This is a genomic window from Pseudomonas sp. FG36 (assembly GCF_057809275.1).
The window spans coordinates 17,019-33,857 of record NZ_JBMDJQ010000003.1 but is presented as its reverse complement, the minus strand read 5'-3'; the positions used below and the strand labels follow the sequence as shown (position 1 = coordinate 33,857).

Annotated in this window: 14 protein-coding genes; 8 read left to right on the top strand and 6 right to left on the bottom strand. The window is 65.6% G+C overall.

What is annotated here, in order from left to right; genetic code table 11:
* Positions 1-26: 26 nt before the first annotated feature.
* Positions 27-1,193, top strand: coding sequence for an MFS transporter (locus tag ACODS9_RS03905; RefSeq protein WP_489093272.1), 1,167 nt, complete (start codon positions 27-29; stop codon positions 1,191-1,193).
* Here the strand turns inward: ACODS9_RS03905 and ACODS9_RS03900 are convergent.
* Positions 1,152-2,201, bottom strand: coding sequence for an alpha/beta hydrolase family protein (locus tag ACODS9_RS03900; protein ID WP_489093271.1), 1,050 nt, complete (start codon positions 2,199-2,201; stop codon positions 1,152-1,154). The two genes, ACODS9_RS03905 and ACODS9_RS03900, sit on opposite strands and share 42 nt — an antisense overlap.
* Before the next feature lie 148 nt (positions 2,202-2,349).
* Positions 2,350-2,961 carry an FMN-dependent NADH-azoreductase gene (locus tag ACODS9_RS03895; protein ID WP_401108392.1) on the bottom strand — a complete coding sequence of 204 codons (612 nt, stop codon included), beginning with the start codon at positions 2,959-2,961 and terminating at the stop codon, positions 2,350-2,352.
* A gap of 133 nt (positions 2,962-3,094) precedes the next feature.
* Between ACODS9_RS03895 and ACODS9_RS03890 the strand changes: the two genes are divergently transcribed.
* Both ACODS9_RS03890 and ACODS9_RS03885 read left to right on the top strand, forming a co-directional pair.
* Positions 3,095-3,997, top strand: coding sequence for a LysR substrate-binding domain-containing protein (locus ACODS9_RS03890; RefSeq protein WP_489093270.1), 903 nt, complete (start codon positions 3,095-3,097; stop codon positions 3,995-3,997).
* Positions 3,990-4,364, top strand: a complete 375-nt coding sequence (locus tag ACODS9_RS03885) for an MmcQ/YjbR family DNA-binding protein (protein WP_046855489.1) — start codon at positions 3,990-3,992, stop codon at positions 4,362-4,364. Before ACODS9_RS03890 ends, ACODS9_RS03885 begins: the two co-directional genes overlap by 8 nt.
* Positions 4,365-4,367: 3 nt before the next feature.
* Here ACODS9_RS03885 and ACODS9_RS03880 read toward each other — a convergent pair whose 3' ends face one another.
* A complete protein-coding gene (locus tag ACODS9_RS03880; protein WP_401108386.1) occupies positions 4,368-4,784 on the bottom strand; it encodes a VOC family protein in 417 nt (138 codons plus the stop codon).
* A gap of 223 nt (positions 4,785-5,007) precedes the next feature.
* Between ACODS9_RS03880 and ACODS9_RS03875 the strand changes: the two genes are divergently transcribed.
* Positions 5,008-9,648: a dermonecrotic toxin domain-containing protein gene (locus ACODS9_RS03875; RefSeq protein WP_489093269.1), complete on the top strand. Its 4,641-nt coding sequence runs from the start codon at positions 5,008-5,010 to the stop codon at positions 9,646-9,648.
* Between the two features lie 2 nt (positions 9,649-9,650).
* Here the strand turns inward: ACODS9_RS03875 and ACODS9_RS03870 are convergent, their stop codons facing one another.
* The gene (locus ACODS9_RS03870) at positions 9,651-12,155 is read right to left on the bottom strand and encodes a UvrD-helicase domain-containing protein (RefSeq protein WP_489093268.1); all 2,505 of its coding nucleotides are present in this window, start codon (positions 12,153-12,155) and stop codon (positions 9,651-9,653) included.
* Positions 12,156-12,342: 187 nt separating this feature from the next.
* On the opposite strand from ACODS9_RS03870, the gene ACODS9_RS03865 reads away from it, so the two are divergent.
* Together ACODS9_RS03865 and ACODS9_RS03860 are read left to right on the top strand one after the other, a co-directional pair.
* Positions 12,343-13,041: a pirin family protein gene (locus ACODS9_RS03865; RefSeq protein ID WP_401108378.1), complete on the top strand. Its 699-nt coding sequence runs from the start codon at positions 12,343-12,345 to the stop codon at positions 13,039-13,041.
* 159 nt (positions 13,042-13,200) lie between these two features.
* Positions 13,201-13,893: a hypothetical protein gene (locus tag ACODS9_RS03860; protein ID WP_023631093.1), complete on the top strand. Its 693-nt coding sequence runs from the start codon at positions 13,201-13,203 to the stop codon at positions 13,891-13,893.
* Positions 13,894-14,000: 107 nt separating this feature from the next.
* On the opposite strand, the gene ACODS9_RS03855 is transcribed toward ACODS9_RS03860, so the two are convergent.
* Complete coding sequence (locus tag ACODS9_RS03855) at positions 14,001-14,462, bottom strand: sterol desaturase family protein (protein ID WP_023631094.1); 462 nt, start codon at positions 14,460-14,462, stop codon at positions 14,001-14,003.
* 74 nt (positions 14,463-14,536) lie between these two features.
* Here ACODS9_RS03855 and ACODS9_RS03850 point away from each other — a divergent pair, with 74 nt between their 5' ends.
* On the top strand, positions 14,537-15,307 hold the full coding sequence (locus tag ACODS9_RS03850; RefSeq protein WP_489093267.1) for a class I SAM-dependent methyltransferase: 771 nt from the start codon (positions 14,537-14,539) through the stop codon (positions 15,305-15,307).
* A 337-nt stretch (positions 15,308-15,644) separates the two neighbouring features.
* Complete coding sequence (locus tag ACODS9_RS03845) at positions 15,645-16,358, top strand: MgtC/SapB family protein (RefSeq protein ID WP_489093266.1); 714 nt, start codon at positions 15,645-15,647, stop codon at positions 16,356-16,358.
* On the opposite strand, the gene dksA is transcribed toward ACODS9_RS03845, so the two are convergent.
* Positions 16,355-16,762, bottom strand: coding sequence for an RNA polymerase-binding protein DksA (gene dksA / locus ACODS9_RS03840; protein ID WP_489093265.1), 408 nt, complete (start codon positions 16,760-16,762; stop codon positions 16,355-16,357). The two genes, ACODS9_RS03845 and dksA, sit on opposite strands and share 4 nt — an antisense overlap.
* Between the last annotated feature and the right edge of the window lie 77 nt (positions 16,763-16,839).

The following is a 16,839-nucleotide window of genomic DNA, read 5'->3' as shown; positions in this document are numbered from 1 at the left end:
CCCACCGCCCGCCCGCGAACGACTCCATGACAGCCCCTCACGCTTCCAGTGTCACCCTGCAGATCCTCTCGATCGTCTTCTACACCTTCATCGCCTTCCTCTGCATCGGCCTGCCGATCGCGGTGCTGCCTGGCCATGTACACGATCAGCTGGGCTTCGGCGCGGTGATCGCTGGCCTGACCATCGGCCTGCAGTACCTGGCCACCCTGCTCAGCCGGCCTTTCGCCGGGCGTGTGGCGGACACCCTGGGCGGTAAGCGCGCTATCCGCTATGGCCTGTACGGCATCGCCGGCTGCGGCGTGCTGACCCTGCTGTCGGCCTGGGCTCTCGCCCTGCCCTGGCTGAGCCTGGCGCTGCTGTTGGGCGGCCGGCTGCTGCTGGGGATCGCTCAGGGGCTGATCGGCGTCGCGACCTTGAGCTGGGGGATCGGCCAGGTGGGGCCGGAACATACCGCCCGGGTCATTTCCTGGAACGGCATCGCGTCCTATGGCGCCATCGCCATCGGCGCGCCCGCTGGCGTGCTGCTGGTGGATGGCCTGAGCTTCGCCGTGCTCGGACCAGCACTGTTGGTGCTGGCGCTATTGGCCTTGCTGGTGCTGCGCACGCGCCCCGAGGTCGTGGTAGCCGGCGGTGAACGGTTGCCGTTCTGGTCGGCGTTCGGGCGGGTGGCACCTTGCGGCGTGGGGCTGACCCTGGCGTCGATCGGCTACGGCACCCTGACCACCTTCGTCACCCTGTACTACCTGGAGCGCGGCTGGGTCGGCGCAGCCTGGTGCCTGAGCGCCTTCGGCCTGTGCTTCATCCTTTCGCGACTGCTGTTCGTCAACGCGGTCAACCGCTTCGGCGGCTACAACGTGGCCATCGTCTGCATGGCCACCGAGGTCCTGGGCTTGACCATGCTGTGGCTGGCGCCCTCGCCGCTGTGGGCGATGCTCGGCGCCGGGCTGACCGGCTTCGGCCTGTCGCTGGTTTACCCGGCCCTGGGAGTCGAGGCGATCCGCCAGGTACCCAGCAGCAGCCGTGGCGCCGGCCTGGGCGCCTACGCGGTGTTCTTCGACCTGGCGCTGGCCATCGCCGGCCCGGTGATGGGCGCGGTGGCGGTGCGCCTGGGGTATGCCTCGATCTTCGCCGTCGCCGCCCTGCTTTCCCTGTCAGGGGTGGGCCTGACCCTGTTGCTGGCCCGCCGCGGCTGAACGTTCGGCGGGCTCCGGTGCGCCCAGTGCCTGGCTGAAGAAGGCCGTGGTCTCGCTGCGCAGCGAGCGATGGATATGTCGACGGTCGACACCCTCGGCGTCCTTGCACAGGACCGGCATGCGCTGATGCTGCTCATCGTCGCATGGAGCCATGAACACGAAATGCCCGGCACCGGCCAGCAGGCGGTAGTCAGGCGTTACCGGCAGCTTGCGCGCCAGGGCATCGGCGTTGTGCTCCAAGGCCAGTAATTGGTCGTTGTCGCCGCTGTAGATCAGCGCCGGCACCTGCACGCCGGCCAGGGCGTGGCGACCGAACATCAGGCTCAACGGCGCCATCAGCATCACCGCGCCCACCCTGGCGTCGGCGCGGGGCGCCAGTTCACTGTGGTCGGCGATCAGCACGCCATGGGTCTTGCAGGCATCGGCGTCACCGGGGCGTTGCTCGCAGTAGCGGCGCAGGCGTTCGAGGTCGGGCCGCGCGCCAGAAAGGATCAGCGCGGTCTCGCCGCCGGCGGAATAGCCAATCACCCCGACCTTGCCGTCATTCAGGTACGGCGCGAGCAGTCTGTCGTTTCGCGCCGCTGTGATCGCGACGCTGATCTGCAGCGGCCGGCCATAGAGGTTGCTGAGGGTGCCCAGGCGGCTATGGTCACGGCTGTTGTCGCCGGGATGGACCACCGCCACCACCACGAAGCCCTGCCGGGCCAGGCCGTTGGCCAGGTCATGCAGGGCCATCGGGCTGCCGGTGTTTCCATGGGAGATCACCAGCAGCGGGAACTGGCCCATGGCTACCGGCGCCTCTTCGGCAACACGGGTCTGGTAGCCCTCGATGCGCACCGGGCGCGCCTCGCCGCTGGAGGGGTAGAACGCCAGGGCCTGCATGGGTTTGGCGTCCACCGGATCGACCAGGGTCAGCCGGTGCAATCCGGCCACCCACGGTGCTGCATCGGCGCGGGCCAACAGGCCGCCCAGCAGGAATAGCGCCATCAGCAGGCTGCTTCGCTTCATCGCAGGGCGCTCCCAGGTTCAAGGCACTGCGCGGTACACGGGTATGGATGCCAGCATAGAACCCAATGCACTGGCGGCACATGAAAACTGGATGAAAAAAGCCGGCTGGCGCACGAGGCGACAGCCGGCTTTGAATCGATGGCAACGATCAGGCAGCGGCGAACAGCTCACCGACGATCTGCGCCTGGGCGGCATCGATGGCCTTGGCGCGGTGCTCCGGGCCATAGGCCAGGCCGTGGGCGCGGACGATTTCCAGGTCGGTAATGCCGATGAAGCCGAGGAACACCTTGAGGAAGTCCTCATGGCCGACACCGGTCGGCTGGCCCTGGTGCAGGCCACCGGCGGTGGACACCAGGATCACTTTCTTGTCACCGCACAGGCCTTCAGGGCCGGCTTCGGTGTAGCGGAAGGTCTGGCCAGCTACCGCCACGCGGTCGATCCAGGCCTTGAGCTGGGTCGGCACGGTGAAGTTGTACATCGGCGCACCGATCACCACCGCGTCGGCGGCGAGGAATTCTGCCAGGGTCTCGGCACTGAGGCTGGCTTCATGAGCCTGGGCGGCATCGCGCATTTCCTCGGGGGTACCGGCGGCTACCAGGGTGGCGGCGGAGAAGTGGCTGATGGCGTCGCTGGCCAGGTCGCGGTAGACCACCTCGATGCTCGGATCGGCGGCCTTCCAGGCCTCGACCACTTCGCGGCTCAGCTGGCGGGAGGCGGAATTGTCGCCCAGGATGCTCGAATCGATATGCAACAGTTTCATGGGACTCTCCTGTGAATGAAGACCGCGGCGGTGGGCGATCACGATGGAGAGAATCCTACCGGCACATCGAATAGCTGATAAGTCGGCAAAAACGCGTTAGTTTGTTCCACTGATGGAACAATGAGACTGTCAAATGCAAGACCTCAACGATCTCTTCTACTTCGCCCGGGTGGTCGAAGCCGGTGGCTTCGCTGCCGCCGGGCGCCAGCTGGGCATACCCAAGTCGCGCCTGTCGCGGCGCATCGCCGAACTGGAGGAGCGTCTGGGTACGCGCCTGCTGCAGCGCACCACCCGGCAACTCAAGCTCACCGCCGTGGGCGAGCGCTATCTGAGCCATTGCCAGGCGATGCTGCTGGAGGCGGAGATGGCCGACGAAGTGGTGGCCAGCATGTCCAGCGAGCCCCGCGGCCGGCTGCGCGTATCGTGCCCCGTCGCCCTGGCCCATGCATTCCTGCCGGATATCATCAGCCGCTTCCTCGCCCAGTACCCCTTGGTGCAACTGGACATGGTGCTGCTCAACCGCCGGGTCGACCTGATCTCCGAAGGCATCGACGTAGCCCTGCGCGTGCGCGACCTGGGCGATGAGGACCCGGCCCTGGTCACCCGGCGCCTGCGCCAGGCGCAGATGCAACTGGTGGCTGCACCAGGGTTTGCCGACCATGTCCGCGAACCCACGCAACTGGGGACCCTGCCGGTGCTGGGCGCTGCCGAGGCCGACCGGTTGGTGCATTTTCGCCTGCATGGCCCCAACGGCCGGCAGGAGGAAGTCGCCCTGGAGCCGCGCCTGGCCATCGACGACTTCGTCGTGCGCAATGCCGCGGTACGCGCCGGCCTGGGCTTCACCGCCCTGCCGTCGATGTTCTGCGAAGAGGAGCTGGCCCGTGGCGAACTGGTGCGCCTGCTGCCAGACTGGTCGCTGCCTGGGGGCTACCTGCAGGCGGTCTACCCGCACCGGCGCGGCCTGCTGCCGGCGGTACGCGCATGGATCGATCACCTGGCGACCTCGTTCGAGGCCTGTGGAGAGCGTTATGTCTGAGAAAAGGATGTCCGAGGAGCAAGTGGCGGCGCTGTGCCTGGCCCTGCCGGGCGCGCAGGAGGACTACAAGTGGGGTGGCATCCGCGTGTTCTCGGTGGCCGGCAACAAGATGTTCGCCGTGCAGGACCTGGGCGGCGCGGGCCTGTCGTTCAAGGTGGCCGACGAGCTGTTCCTGGGCTATTGCGACCGCCCCGGAATCCGCCCGGCCCCCTACCTGGCACGGGCGAAGTGGATCAGCATGCTGCCGCCCTACCCCATGGGCCACGACGAGCTGAGCGACCTGCTGCGCCGCTCGCACCAACTGGTGGTGCGACGCTTGCCAAGGCGCCAGCAGGTTGGGTTGCTGCTGGGGACGGGCGACGCCTAGGCTTCAACCCGGCAATGGCGGCCCCTTGAGCTCGACCCGGTTGCCGTCCGGGTCGAAGCAGTACAGCGACATGCCCTCACCTTCGGCGCCGTAACGCTTCTCGGCAGCCTCCACCCTGACGCCGGCCTCATGCAGCAGCACGCTCAGCGCCTGCTCGTCGAACGGTTCGATGCGCAAGCAGACATGATCGACATTGTGCCCACACTGGCCGGGCGCCTCGCCGCCCTGGCGCCCCAGCGGGCCATCGACCGCCACCAGGTCGATCAGACCGTCACCGGCGCCGAGATGGATCATCCCCAGCGTGTCCCGGCGCTTGCGCACCGGGCAGCCGAGCAGCTCGTGATAGAAAGCCAGGCTGCGGGTCAGGTCGCTGACGCGCAGGACGACATGGTCGATACGTAGTATGGCGAAAGCTGGCATGGCAAAACTCCACGATCAGGCTTTGTCTAGACCATAGCAGCCGACCTGCGAAGAAGCCCTAGGCCATTGCTGCCAATGACCGACGGTGGGTACGGCGCAGCCGCTGTGGGGCAAACGGTCGTGGGCGTGTCAGCCATTGCCCTGGTAACGGCAGCAATCATGTACCGCCCCAGGCGCCACCCCCTGCCCTTGAATGGCCGCTCCCACCCATTGGAATGCGACCATGCACTACAGCGAACCGCCCTACCACCAGCAACAGATCCTGCGCAGCCTGCCAGGCTGGACCAGGCATCTGCATCCCCACCACGCCAGTAGACTGCTGCGGCGTGCCCACCGCGAGCATATCCAGCAGGACGGGCAGCCAGCCCCCTGGTTCGCCCAGGCCCCGGCCGCCCGCCAGGCCGAGTTGCGCCAGGCCATCAAGCAACGCGCGACGAGCCACCAGGCACTGGCCAAGGCACTCCAGGATTTGCGCGGTATCACCGAGTTCTGCGAGCCGCTTCTGCAGGCACGGCTGGGCATTCAGGTGGCGCTGACACAAGCCCAATTCAGGCATCAGCCGTACACGTCGAGCCTGGGCGGCGAATTCCCCGACCCGGACGCGTCCCATCATGCCCCCCGCACACCGGCCTCGATCGAGGAACCTGCCGGCACCGCCAATCTCACCAGCCTGCTCGAAGCGGCCCTGCACAATTTCGAAGGTGTTGCCGAGGTCGGCCCTTTCAGCACCCTGCAAGTCAGTGCCGACGACAGCAGCGCACTCCCCGGCCTGAGCACCACTGCGTTTATCACCCACTGCCGTGCACTCGACCTGGGGCAGCGCTATCAGGAGCACCTGCAGGAAATCTACGGCGGCCAGCGTAAAGCGCTGTTGCGCGGCCTGTGGAGCCAGGCCCGACGCGATGAACTCAGGGTGCAGGCATTGATCGCGCGAATGCGCGGACACCTGACAGACGACGGCCTCCAGGCCCTGCAACAGCTCTGTAGCACGGACTCGCCGCCCTGCTACCGAGGAGCACCGGCCAAGGTAGCAGTCTTGCGCATGCTGGATATCCAGTTGCACGATCTGTTGCTGCTGACATCCAGCAGGCGGGCCACGCCGAACTGCATCGCCTACCTGCCTTTCGACGACGCGCAACCAGTGCAGGAGTTCAGCAACCTGCAGGCCTTTGGCAGGTACCTGCGTCGTCGCTTGCTGGAGCCCGCCTATCGCGAACGCTTCCTGGAGCACGTCGCCCTGAAGGACCGCCCTGGAATGGCGAGCAAGCTCAAGGCCAGACTGTTCGAAGCCACCCCAAGCGGCATGCGCCCACTGGAAACACCGTCCCCCGCCTTCGCCGAAACCGAACCCGACACACATCCCTGGCAAGGATTGCCGGCCACCACCTCGCGACAGGAGCAAGATTCGCCCCGTCCCACGCGCTTCCCGGCACTGGCGGTCCATGAGGTCGCGGTCGCCTTCCCGGTATGGCCCAAGCTGTTCAATGACCATGTCCAGCGCATGCAGGAGGACGCCCGCCGAATTGCGGTGTCAACGGCGGACATCAATGCCAGGGCCAGACGTGAGCGCCTGGCGTTGTGGGGCGAGCGTGGCTTGACCCTGCTCGGCGTGGCAGCCATGTTCGTCCCCGGCCTGGACGTCGCCATGCTGGCCGTGGGCGCGGGCCAGGTCATGGCCAGCATTTTCCACGGCTTCGAAGCCTGGTCCGAAGGTAACAACGCCGAAGCGGTAAACCAGGTCGAGTCGCTGCTGGTCAACCTGGGCAGCGTGGCCGCCATTGCCGGTGCCGCCAAACTGGCAGAAGCCTCCGGCTTCGTCGACTGGATGCAAAGCCTCTGGCTGGATGGCGAGGAGCGGCTATGGCCCCCCCAGCTAGAGCAGTACCGCAGCCCGGTCGAGTTGCCGGCGGACCTGCAGCCGGACGAGCAAGGCGTCTTGCGCCATGACGACCGGCATTTCGTCGACCTGGACAATACACTGCACGAGATCCGCCAAGACCCCGAGGGACACTGGCGTGTTGTCCACCCGGCCAACCCACGGGCCTATCAGCCACGGCTGCACGGCAATGGCAGCGGGGCCTGGCGCATGGCGCACGAGCGGCCACAGGACTGGGGACGGGTCAAGCTGATGCGCCGGCTAGGCCCGCTTGCCAGCGGCTTGACCGATGAGGAACTTATTGCGGTACTCGACAGTACCGACCTGGAACGCGGTGTGCTCGAGCAGGTTCACGTCGATGGCAGGCGCCCTCCCGCGCTGCTCGAGAACGCCCTGCGACGCATCAAGGCCGACAGCATCAGCATCCCGTACCATCCATCCACACCGGCTTCTGCGCTGGCGCTGACGATCGGCCGCGTGTTCCCCGGCCTGCCCAGTCAAGCACTGGAGGAGTTGGTGGACGCGGCCAACGGCGCCGAACGCCAGGCCCTGCTCAGCGGACGAATTCCCCTGCGACTGGCCGAAGAGGCGCGGCTGATGCAGGCCCGGTGCCGACTGGATCGGGCGATCCTGGGCTTGTACCGCCCCAGCCTGGCCAATGACGACAGCCGGCTCATCAGCGACAGCCTGTTGGCCGCACACCCACAATGGACGGAAGAACAGCGCTATCACGCCGCACTGGCCAACCGTCCGGCGACAGCACGCCTGCTCGGCCAGCAACCTGTGCGACCGGGTTGGCGCTCGCCCTTGCGCCTGAGCGAAGGGCGATACGGATATCCACTTAGCCCCGGTATATTCGCCTCGCGTGCAGAGCGCGAGCTGCATGCCCTGTACCCAGGGTTGAATGGCCGTGAAATCCGCCAATCGCTCGCCACCCTGCGTCTGCGGGGAAGTGTTGCCGAGCAGATACAGGCCCTGCGCACCCAGCTGTCCTTGCTGCGCGAACAGCTTCACGCCTGGGCCGAAAGAGGCGCCCATGACTGGGGTGAAGAAGTCGGTGCCTATTACACCAGGACCGCCGACCTGTTGGTTCGGGCCTGGCAACGTCTGGACGGCGACGTGCTGAACCTGTCAAACGTCGCCCTGGACGCGCTACCTGCGCTCCCCGCGAGATTCGACCACATCACCAGGCTGTCGCTGGAAAACCTCAACGTGATTGAGATGCCTGCCGATTTACTGCAGTCCTTCCCGACACTGAGGCGGATCGATATACGAAATAGCCCCCAGTTGAGTGCCACATCAGTCCTGCAGGCATTGCAAAACGCACCACACTTGCAGGTTTTGTCCTTGAGCGGTACCGGTTTGGCGGAGCTTCCAGCAGCGGCACACCAGGTGCTGCCTGGATTGAACCATCTGCGCAGCCTGGAATTGCCCAACAACCAGCTGACGCTGACTCATGACGATTGGCGAATGCTGGCTGGCCTGCGCCTGGAAACCCTGAACCTTCGCGCCAACCAGATCGTTCTGAACAGCGACCAGGCGAACCTGCTCGGCTCCATGCGCACGCTGCGCCACCTGCATCTGAGCGACAACCCCCTCGATACCAGCCCCAACCTGACCGAACTCGGCAACCTCGCCACCTTGCGCCTGGCTAACTGTCAGTTGAGCGAGTGGCCTGCCGGGATGAGCAACCTCATGCAGCGCACCCCGTGCATGTTGCGTGAGGTCGACCTGAGCATAAACAACATCCAGCAGGTGCCAGACCTCCATGCGCTGCTGTCATCGCCCTATCTCAGCGCACTGTTGGCCAGACGTCCGCAGTACAGTTGGCGCTTCAACTACAACCCATTGGCGGAGGCTACCCGTGAAAGCCTGCAGATTGTCGGCGCATCCGTCGAACAGCGGATCGAGGACGTCATCGGTACGCTCGAACCCTCGTCACGGATTGATTGGTTGCGCGATGCCAACCAAGCGCAGCGGGAGATCTGGCAAGCGCTGTTCGATACCAATGAAAATACCAGCCTGCGCCAAATCATCGAACAAGTCGGCTTGTCGGCCAATGCTCGACGTCGCCCCAGTACATTTGCCCGACAGGTATGGGCGCTGCTCGAACGAGCGGCCAGCAGCACTCGTCTGCGTGCACGCCTGAACGAAGTCGCCGACGAGTTCCCGGTGACATGCGGCGATGCGGGCGCTGATGGTTTCGGCACCCTCCAAGTGGAGGTGTTGACGTACGATGAGGCCGCTGGATCGGAATTCGCTACACCTCAGTTGTTCAGTTTTTTCCGCCGGCTGTTCCGCCGCGATCAAGTGAACGTGCTGGCACAGGAGCTGTACAACGCCCGCGTGGCCCGGCGCAACGCACTAAGGCAGCTGGATGCCTGGACGGCCCTGCCACTTGCCGCGCGCGGTGAAAGACCTATTTTGCCGGCCCTGCATCGCTTCGACTCCTTGTCGGATGATGTACTGCACAACGGCCTCGGTGAAGGCCTGGACCTTATCGAGATCCGCCTGGTATTGCGAACAGGCCTGTCAAGAGAACTGGACTTCCCGGAGCCGCAGCAGGGCATGCTGTATGGGCACATCGCTGAAGTTTCGGACTGGACTATGGAGGATGTAGCCTACGAGGTCAGAGTCCGGGAAGCCAACGCACAGGCGCGTCGGCAGTGGATCTCGCGCCATCCGGGCTGGCGCCGCCTGTTGCGTCATGAGTATCAAGCCCGGTTCGACGCGCTCAGAAAGCGCTGGGACATGGGCATGGATTACCTCGACGGCAGCGACCTCGACGGCCCGCTGGAGCCGCCGGTGATCGAAGCGCTGACCCAAGCCTTGGGCCACAGCCCACTGGCAGAGGATGGCCAGCCCCTGCGCGAGCCCATTGCCAGCGACGGCTACGTCGCGGGCATGAACCGCATGGCGCTGGGCCTGGAACAGGACGAGGACGCCCTCTACCTGCGCCTGACCCGCCGCCGCGACCCCAACAACTGAGGCTACTGACCGCGCAGGTCTTCGAAGAAGGCCTGCCGCCCCTGCACCTGGCTCGACGCGCGCGGCTGCGCGGCAGTCTCGCCGCTGGCTCTTTCCACGTGCCAGTAGCAATGCCGGACCGCCCGCGTCACCGCCACATAGGCCAGGCGCTGCACCTCTTCCTTCTGCGCCGTATCGAATGCCTGGGTGTCGCCCGGCTTGCCCAAGCCGGCCAGGCGATACGCCTGATTCTTGTAGGGCGAGCTGGTCAGGTACTGGCAATCGCCAAGCATGAACACCGCGTCAGCCTGCAGCCCCTTGGCGCTGTGATAGGTCAGCTGGCGTAGCCGGCGCTGGCCGGGCGGCAAGCTAGAATCTGCTTTAACTATTTGCGACAAATACTGATCAATCAATAACTTATCGCTAGATTTTCGAAACAGCATCATGACCGTTTCACCCCGTTGGTAATGCTCGATCACGGTTTCGGCCAGTGCCGCCTCGTCCCGGTCGAAGACCTTCACCGGCGACAGCGGCAGCTCGGCCGCCAGTCCGCTGGCCCTGGCTTTCTTGCCGGTGATGGCGGGGGTGCCTTTGACCAGGTGCTCGGCGGCCTCGATGATGTGCTGCTGGCTGCGGTAGTTCTCCACCAGCATCACCCGCGTGTTGGCCGGTGACGGGAAGGCCTTGGTGAACTCCATGAAGTATTTCGGCGAGCTGCCGCGCCAACCGTAGATCGACTGCCAGTCGTCGCCCACGCACATTAGCGATGAATGTTGCGCCACCCGCCCGCTGTGCATGGCCGGCCCACGGCGGCGGATTTCGGCGAGGCAGGCACGCAGCCAGCTGACGATCTGCGGCGAGACGTCCTGGAACTCGTCGATCATCAGGTGCGCCAATGGGCGCAGCAACGGATCGGGCAGCAAACCGAGATTCTCCGGGTTGTTCTCGCCGAACAGGGCAAACATGCGGTTGTAGGTCAGCACCGGCGGCGATTGCGCCAGCAGGTGTGCTTCCAGTGCCTTCCAGAACAGCGCGAGGGCCTCGAAGAATGCCGCGTCGCTGTCGCCGGACGGGAAGCTCATGGCGGCCACGGCGTTGTTGACGTCCAGGCCGAGGTTCTCGATGAAGCTGGCGGCGCTGACGAAGGCGTCGAGCAAGGGTGCCGGCGCCAGTTCGCCCTTGACCTTGTACTCGAAGCCCGGACCGGCCACGGCATCACCCGCCAAAGACGTGGCAAGTCGCTTTGCAGACACGTAGTTATCTAGCCATATCAATGGCTTATCACAGAAAGCTTGAAACAGTGTGCGCTTTACCGCCCATTCCGCGCGCACCGCCAGCTTGGCGCCCGGACGCTGGTACTGGGCGCTTTCGGACGGGTCGAAGCCCAGTACCACCCAGGCGTCCAGCCCTTCCAGGCGGCCATGGACATGAAAGCGGCTGCCGCGGATCTGCACCGTGTCCCGGCAGGGTTCGATACCCTTGATCGGCCAGGCACCAGCGGCGAACCACAGGTCCTCGATCACATCGCTCAGTTCCTCGTCGCGCTGAGCGGCCAGCTGGGTTACCTGCACACGCTTCTGCACATCCGGGTGGTCCGGATCCAGCGGCTTGAGCAGCAGCGCCTCCTGGCGCAACGCGCCGACCAGCTGGGCGAAACGTGGGCTCTGGCCCAGCAGGTCGCTGTAGCACTGGTTGAGCTGCTGGCGCTGGGCATCGTTCAGGCGCAGGTCGAACGGGTTGCTCTCAGCGTTCGCCTCGCCGCCTGCGGGCATCTCGTTGCCCAGGGTCTCGAACGCCCGCACCTGGGCGAAGCCCGGCAGGCTGCGCACCAGCGGCAGGATACGCGAATGGAATGTACGCACCAGCTCCCGCCCCTGGGCAGGCGACAGTTCAAGCTGCCACAAGGCGAACACCTGCAGCAGGCGCTGAATGAAATCACGGCGCGACTCGCGGGTGAATGTCACCACGGTCAGGGCATCGAGCTCGAAGCCCAGGTAATGACGCAGCAGCAGGATACGCAGCACCAGCGAGGTCGACTTGCCGGCACCGGCGCCGGCCACGACGCAAGTCGAGGGCGTGTCGCTGAAGATCAGCTTCCATTGTGCCGCACTCGGTTGCGCCTCGGCAGGCAGACGCCTGGCGACATCAGCCTTGAAGCGCTTTTTCAGCTCGGCGGTCAACGGCAGGCGCCAGTCGTCGAACAGGTTGTCGTCCTGCCCCGGCACACCGGCATTCTCCGGGCGGGTATCGCGGATCACCAGGACCTGGCGCCCGGCCTCGAAACCAGCGGCCCGGCCCTGCTCGTAGCCCTCACGCAAGCCATCGGCATGGCCGTTGCGCTGCCCCGTGGCGTGGCCGAGGAACCAGGAGTCGCGGTGCTGCGCCTGCAGGCGCGACAAGCCTCGCCCCAACAGGCGGGCGGCCAGGCGGCGCAGCCAGGGCAACTGGGCGGGAGGGGTCAGGTCGGCCGGGGCCCGGGGATGCTCGTGCGGCACGGTCACTCCATTGAAAATCAGAACAGCCGGCATGTTCGCCTCATCCGCTTAAAAGTGCCAGCGAATGCTTATGGATCATGGGATTAGGCGATGAACCGCATGCGGAGTCGCACAATTAAATATCGTATTTATAGATAGTAAAGAGCCGATATTTACGCTTTTTATCGATATTTAAGGCGCGCATCATGGCCTCATTCCAGCGAATCAGAGGAGCACCACCATGCTGCAACTGCGACCCTTCGAAAGCCTTGGCCACGCCAACCACGGCTGGCTCGACGCCCATCATCACTTCTCCTTCGCCGAGTACCATGACCCGGCACGCATGCACTGGGGCAACCTGCGCGTATGGAACGACGACCTGATCGCCGCCGGTGCAGGCTTCCCACCGCACCCGCACCGTGACATGGAGATCATCACCTACGTTCGCGAAGGCGCCATCACCCATCAGGACAGCCTGGGCAACAAGGGCCGTACCGAGGCCGGCGACGTGCAGGTCATGAGCGCCGGCAGCGGCATCGTCCACAGCGAGTACAACCAGGAGAAAGTCGACACACGGATCTTCCAGATCTGGATCATCCCGGAAAAGGTCGGTGACGCGCCCTCCTGGGGTAGCCGCCCGTTCCCCAAGGGTGAACGTGGCGAAGGCTTCGTGACCCTGGCCAGCGGCCGCGAAGGCGATGACGACAGCCTGCGCATCCGCACCGACGCGCGCCTGGTGGCCGCGACCCTGCGCGCCGGTGAAAGCGCCGAGTACCGCCTCGACGAGGGCCGCCGCGGCTACCTGGTGCCGGCCAAGGGACTGATCGAGGTGAACGGCGTGCAAGCCAAGGCCCGTGACGGTGTGGCGATCGAGCGGGAAACGCTGCTCAAGGTGACGGCGCTGGAAGACAGCGAAATCGTGCTGGTCGATGTGGCCTGATCGTCCTTGGCCGGCTTGCCGACGCAGGCCGATATCGCACTTTTTCGCGTTTGTGCGCTCTATGCATGGCCAGGTCCCACCGATCCCCGGTGGGACCGCCTTTTCCAACCGGTGCCGATGGCCGCACGAAGACGCTTTCCGTTTCCTCGCTTACTGCTGATGGCCGGCAGCCTGGCGTGCCTGGTCGCCTGCACCCAACAGCAGGGCCGCGACATGCTCACCCAGTTCGGCAACGGCAAGCCCGACGAGCTGTTCCAGACCAGCGTCGACCGCATGGCCACCCTGGCCATGCGCGACAACCTGCAAAGCCTGTACCTGCTGATGAACAAGCTGTATCTGCGCAACCCCAACCAGTGGCGGCAATCGGGTTACCTCGACGCCACCACGGCCGCGCGGCAGATCCGCATCGCCATCGAACAGCGCCAGCCCCTGGCGCAACTGGGCGAGCGCCGCGACCTGGCGGCCTTGAGCTACGCCCTGAGCCCGGAGTTTCGCGGCGACCGGGTGGGCGCCTTCATCTACGCCATCGGCAGCATGCTGGTCACCGCCCACGGCGGGCGCACCGAGTTCTACATGACCGACACCCTCGACCCGTTGTTCATCCACAATGCCGCGCGCAACATCGAGAAGGCCACCTGGATGCTCGGCCAGCGCCAGGATGCCAATGGCGTGCTCCTGCTGTTTTCCAACGAAATATCCGAGCAAGGTAGCAACCTCAGCTTCGCGGTGGAGTTCGGCAAGGTCGTCGCCCGTCTCGACCTGCTGGCGCAGATGCTTGACGAGCGCTATCGACGGATCGGCCTGAATTACGCGCAAAGCCTGCTGTTGATGAATTTCCTGCCGGTGCAATGAGCCGGGTCCGCTAGTATCGCCAGCAGTGCGAAGCGTTGCCGTCGCAGCCCCTCAAGCGCCACGGTTGAGCCGTACCAGGCCCAACAGGCAAATGAGGCGCCAAGCAATCAACCCCGTCGCCGTTTCAGCTGCTGCTTCAACACCCGCAACGGCGGCGCATAGAAGAACCCGAACGACACGCTGCCCTGGCGTCCCTTCACCGCATGGTGCAGGCGATGGGCCCGGTACAGACGCTTGAGGTAGCGGTTGACCGGTTTCGGCGCCCTCGGCCAATGGCGGTGGAAGAATCCGTCATGCGCCAGCACGTAGGCCAGCCCATAGCCCGCCACGCCGCCACCCACCCATTGCAGCGGCGCGTGCCCGGCCTTGCCCAGCATCACCAGGGCAGCGGCGATCAGCCCGAGCGCCAGCAGGTAGAGGTCGTTGGTTTCGAGCATGCCCAGTTGCGGCTCGTGGTGCGAGCGGTGCAGCCACCAGCCCCAGCCGTGCATGACATACTTGTGGGCCAGCGTGCCGACGCCCTCCATGGCCACCAGGGTGCCGAACAGCACGGCGAGATTGAACAACATGTATCGGTCCGGGGGGTTTGGCAACGAAAGGCGCAAGCGTACCATTGCCGCCAGGTCATTCAGAGGGATTTTCCATGAAGGATGTACACGCCTCGGCCAGCACCGGCTACACCCGCCAGTCGGGCAACTACGAGCAAGGTCGGCCTGACTACCCCGTCGCCTTGCAGGACTGGTTACGCGACACCCTGGGCATCGGCGCCGGTACCCCGGTGCTCGACCTGGGCGCTGGCACCGGCAAGTTCACCCGCCTGCTCAGCGCGCTGGCACCGCGCCTGACAGCAGTTGAGCCGGTGGCCGCCATGCGCGCACGCTTCCACGAACGGCTGCCCGACATCCCCGTGCTCGAGGGCACGGCACAGCACATCCCGCTGGCCGAGGCCAGCCAGCAGGTGCTGGTGTGCGCCCAGGCCTTCCACTGGTTCGCCGATGCCGCCGCCCTGGAGGAGATGCACCGGGTGCTGGCCCCCGGCGGCCGCCTGGGACTGATCTGGAACGTGCGCGACGAAACAGTGGACTGGGTGGCGCGGATCACCGAAATCATCACCCCCTACGAGGGCGACACCCCACGGTTTCACACCGGGCGTTGGCGCGAAGCCCTTGCAGGCAGTCGCTTCAGCACACCACAGCTGACCACCCTGTCCCATGTCCATGAGGGTGACCCTCAGACCGTGATCCTCGAACGCCTGCGCTCGGTGAGCTTCATCGCCGCCCTGCCCCAGGCCGAACAAGACGAGGTCATGGGCCAACTGCAAGCGCTGATCGACAACCATCCAGACCTCCGGGGCCGTGAGCGCATCGCCTTCCCTTACCGCACCCAGGCCTACGTCTGCCAGCGCCTGCCGTAACAGGATTGTCATGATTCATGCCTTGACCCCGCGCGGGTCGAGGCGTATGGTCCGCCGCGCATTCAAGCATCCCTTACACAGGAGTTCCCTGCATTGGACAGTAGCCCCAGTCGATTGCGACAGGCCCACACGGCGAGCTAGTCCGGCAGCGTTCCTGCCACTGTCTCGCCGTACTCGGTAGACGGTGGTTTCCTTCGGCCCTCCCTGGCTGAACATTCCTCCTTGCTTCCCAGCGCTGCCCCCGGCATGGCGCGTGGTCCTGCGCATTCCTCGTTTGCAATTGCGCCGTCTCAAGTCGGCGCCCATGCGGGCCATCGCCCGCAGAACGGAGTTCGCTATGGATTGGAAAATCTTCCTGCTGCGCGTCAGCGTGGCCCTGCTGCTCGGAGCCCTGATCGGCGCCGAGCGTCAACTGCGCCAGCGCCTGACGGGCCTGCGCACCAACGCCCTGGTCAGCACCGGCGCCTGCCTGTTCGTGCTGATGACCCAGGCCGTACCGGGCATGGCGCCCACCGATGCCTCGCGCATCGCCGCCTATGTGGTATCGGGCATCGGCTTTCTCGGCGGTGGCGTGATCATGCGCGACGGCTTCAACGTACGCGGCCTGAACACCGCTGCCACCCTCTGGTGCACCGCCGCGGTCGGCGTGCTGTGCAGCCTCGGCCTGTTGCTGGAGGCGTCGCTGGGCAGCCTGGTGGTGCTGTGCGCCAACATCCTGCTGCGCGACCTCGCCCAACGCCTCGACCGCCAGGACGTGCTGCCGGCGAGCGAAGTCGAGCAGCGCTACGAAGTGCGCATCGTCTGCCGCGCCGAGGACGAGATCCAGGTGCGCAGCCTGATGCTGCACAGCCTCAGCGACCCGGGCCTGCGCCTGCAGTCGCTGCACAGCGAGGACCTGGCCGACCCGACACGCCTGGAAGTACGCGCCGAACTGCTCGGCACGCCCCAGGCGCCGACCCAGTTGGAGCGCCTGGTCGGTCGGGTGAGCCTGGAAAAAGGCGTCAGCTCTGTGCGTTGGCAGTTGCAGGCTCAGGGCTTGAACATCGACTAGACGCCATCGCGCACATGCCGCTCACGCTGTTCCTGGCGCTCCTTGGCCTCGACGCACAAGGTCGCGGTGGGCCGCAGCAGCAAGCGGCGCAGGCCGATCGGCTCGCCGGTTTCCTCGCACCAGCCGTAGTCGCCCCGGACCAGCCGCTCCAGCGCCTGGTCGATCTTGTCGAGCAGCTTCTTCTCGCGCTCCAGCGAGCGCAATTGCCAGTGGCGCTCTTCCTCGGCGCTGCCGATGTCGGCGAGGTCGCTGTGCACCTCCTGCTCGCGCAGGGCGCGGAACTCCTGTTCGATACGGCCCTGCAGCTCGCCGCGCTGGGCCAGCAGCAGGTTACGGAAGAATTGCCGCTGCGGCTCGTTCATGTAGGCGGCGGCAGGTTGTTGCAACAATTGCTCTTCAGTCATGGCTAGGTTCCGAAATGCTGGGCGCGCGTCGCGCCCCTTTCGCTGGCAAGCCAGCTCCCACAGGGGCTGCGCAGCGG

Coding starts and splice junctions, on each gene's coding strand:
- ACODS9_RS03905 (WP_489093272.1), top strand. CDS start 27: ATGACAGCCCCTCACGCTTCCAGTGTCACCCTGCAGATCCTCTCGATC.
- ACODS9_RS03865 (WP_401108378.1), top strand. CDS start 12,343: ATGCTGCAACTGCGACCCTTCGAAAGCCTTGGCCACGCCAACCACGGC.
- ACODS9_RS03845 (WP_489093266.1), top strand. CDS start 15,645: ATGGATTGGAAAATCTTCCTGCTGCGCGTCAGCGTGGCCCTGCTGCTC.
- ACODS9_RS03855 (WP_023631094.1), bottom strand. CDS start 14,462: ATGTTGTTCAATCTCGCCGTGCTGTTCGGCACCCTGGTGGCCATGGAG.
- ACODS9_RS03850 (WP_489093267.1), top strand. CDS start 14,537: ATGAAGGATGTACACGCCTCGGCCAGCACCGGCTACACCCGCCAGTCG.
- ACODS9_RS03895 (WP_401108392.1), bottom strand. CDS start 2,961: ATGAAACTGTTGCATATCGATTCGAGCATCCTGGGCGACAATTCCGCC.
- ACODS9_RS03875 (WP_489093269.1), top strand. CDS start 5,008: ATGCACTACAGCGAACCGCCCTACCACCAGCAACAGATCCTGCGCAGC.
- ACODS9_RS03900 (WP_489093271.1), bottom strand. CDS start 2,201: ATGAAGCGAAGCAGCCTGCTGATGGCGCTATTCCTGCTGGGCGGCCTG.
- ACODS9_RS03885 (WP_046855489.1), top strand. CDS start 3,990: ATGTCTGAGAAAAGGATGTCCGAGGAGCAAGTGGCGGCGCTGTGCCTG.
- ACODS9_RS03890 (WP_489093270.1), top strand. CDS start 3,095: ATGCAAGACCTCAACGATCTCTTCTACTTCGCCCGGGTGGTCGAAGCC.
- dksA (WP_489093265.1), bottom strand. CDS start 16,762: ATGACTGAAGAGCAATTGTTGCAACAACCTGCCGCCGCCTACATGAAC.
- ACODS9_RS03860 (WP_023631093.1), top strand. CDS start 13,201: ATGGCCGGCAGCCTGGCGTGCCTGGTCGCCTGCACCCAACAGCAGGGC.
- ACODS9_RS03880 (WP_401108386.1), bottom strand. CDS start 4,784: ATGCCAGCTTTCGCCATACTACGTATCGACCATGTCGTCCTGCGCGTC.
- ACODS9_RS03870 (WP_489093268.1), bottom strand. CDS start 12,155: ATGCCGGCTGTTCTGATTTTCAATGGAGTGACCGTGCCGCACGAGCAT.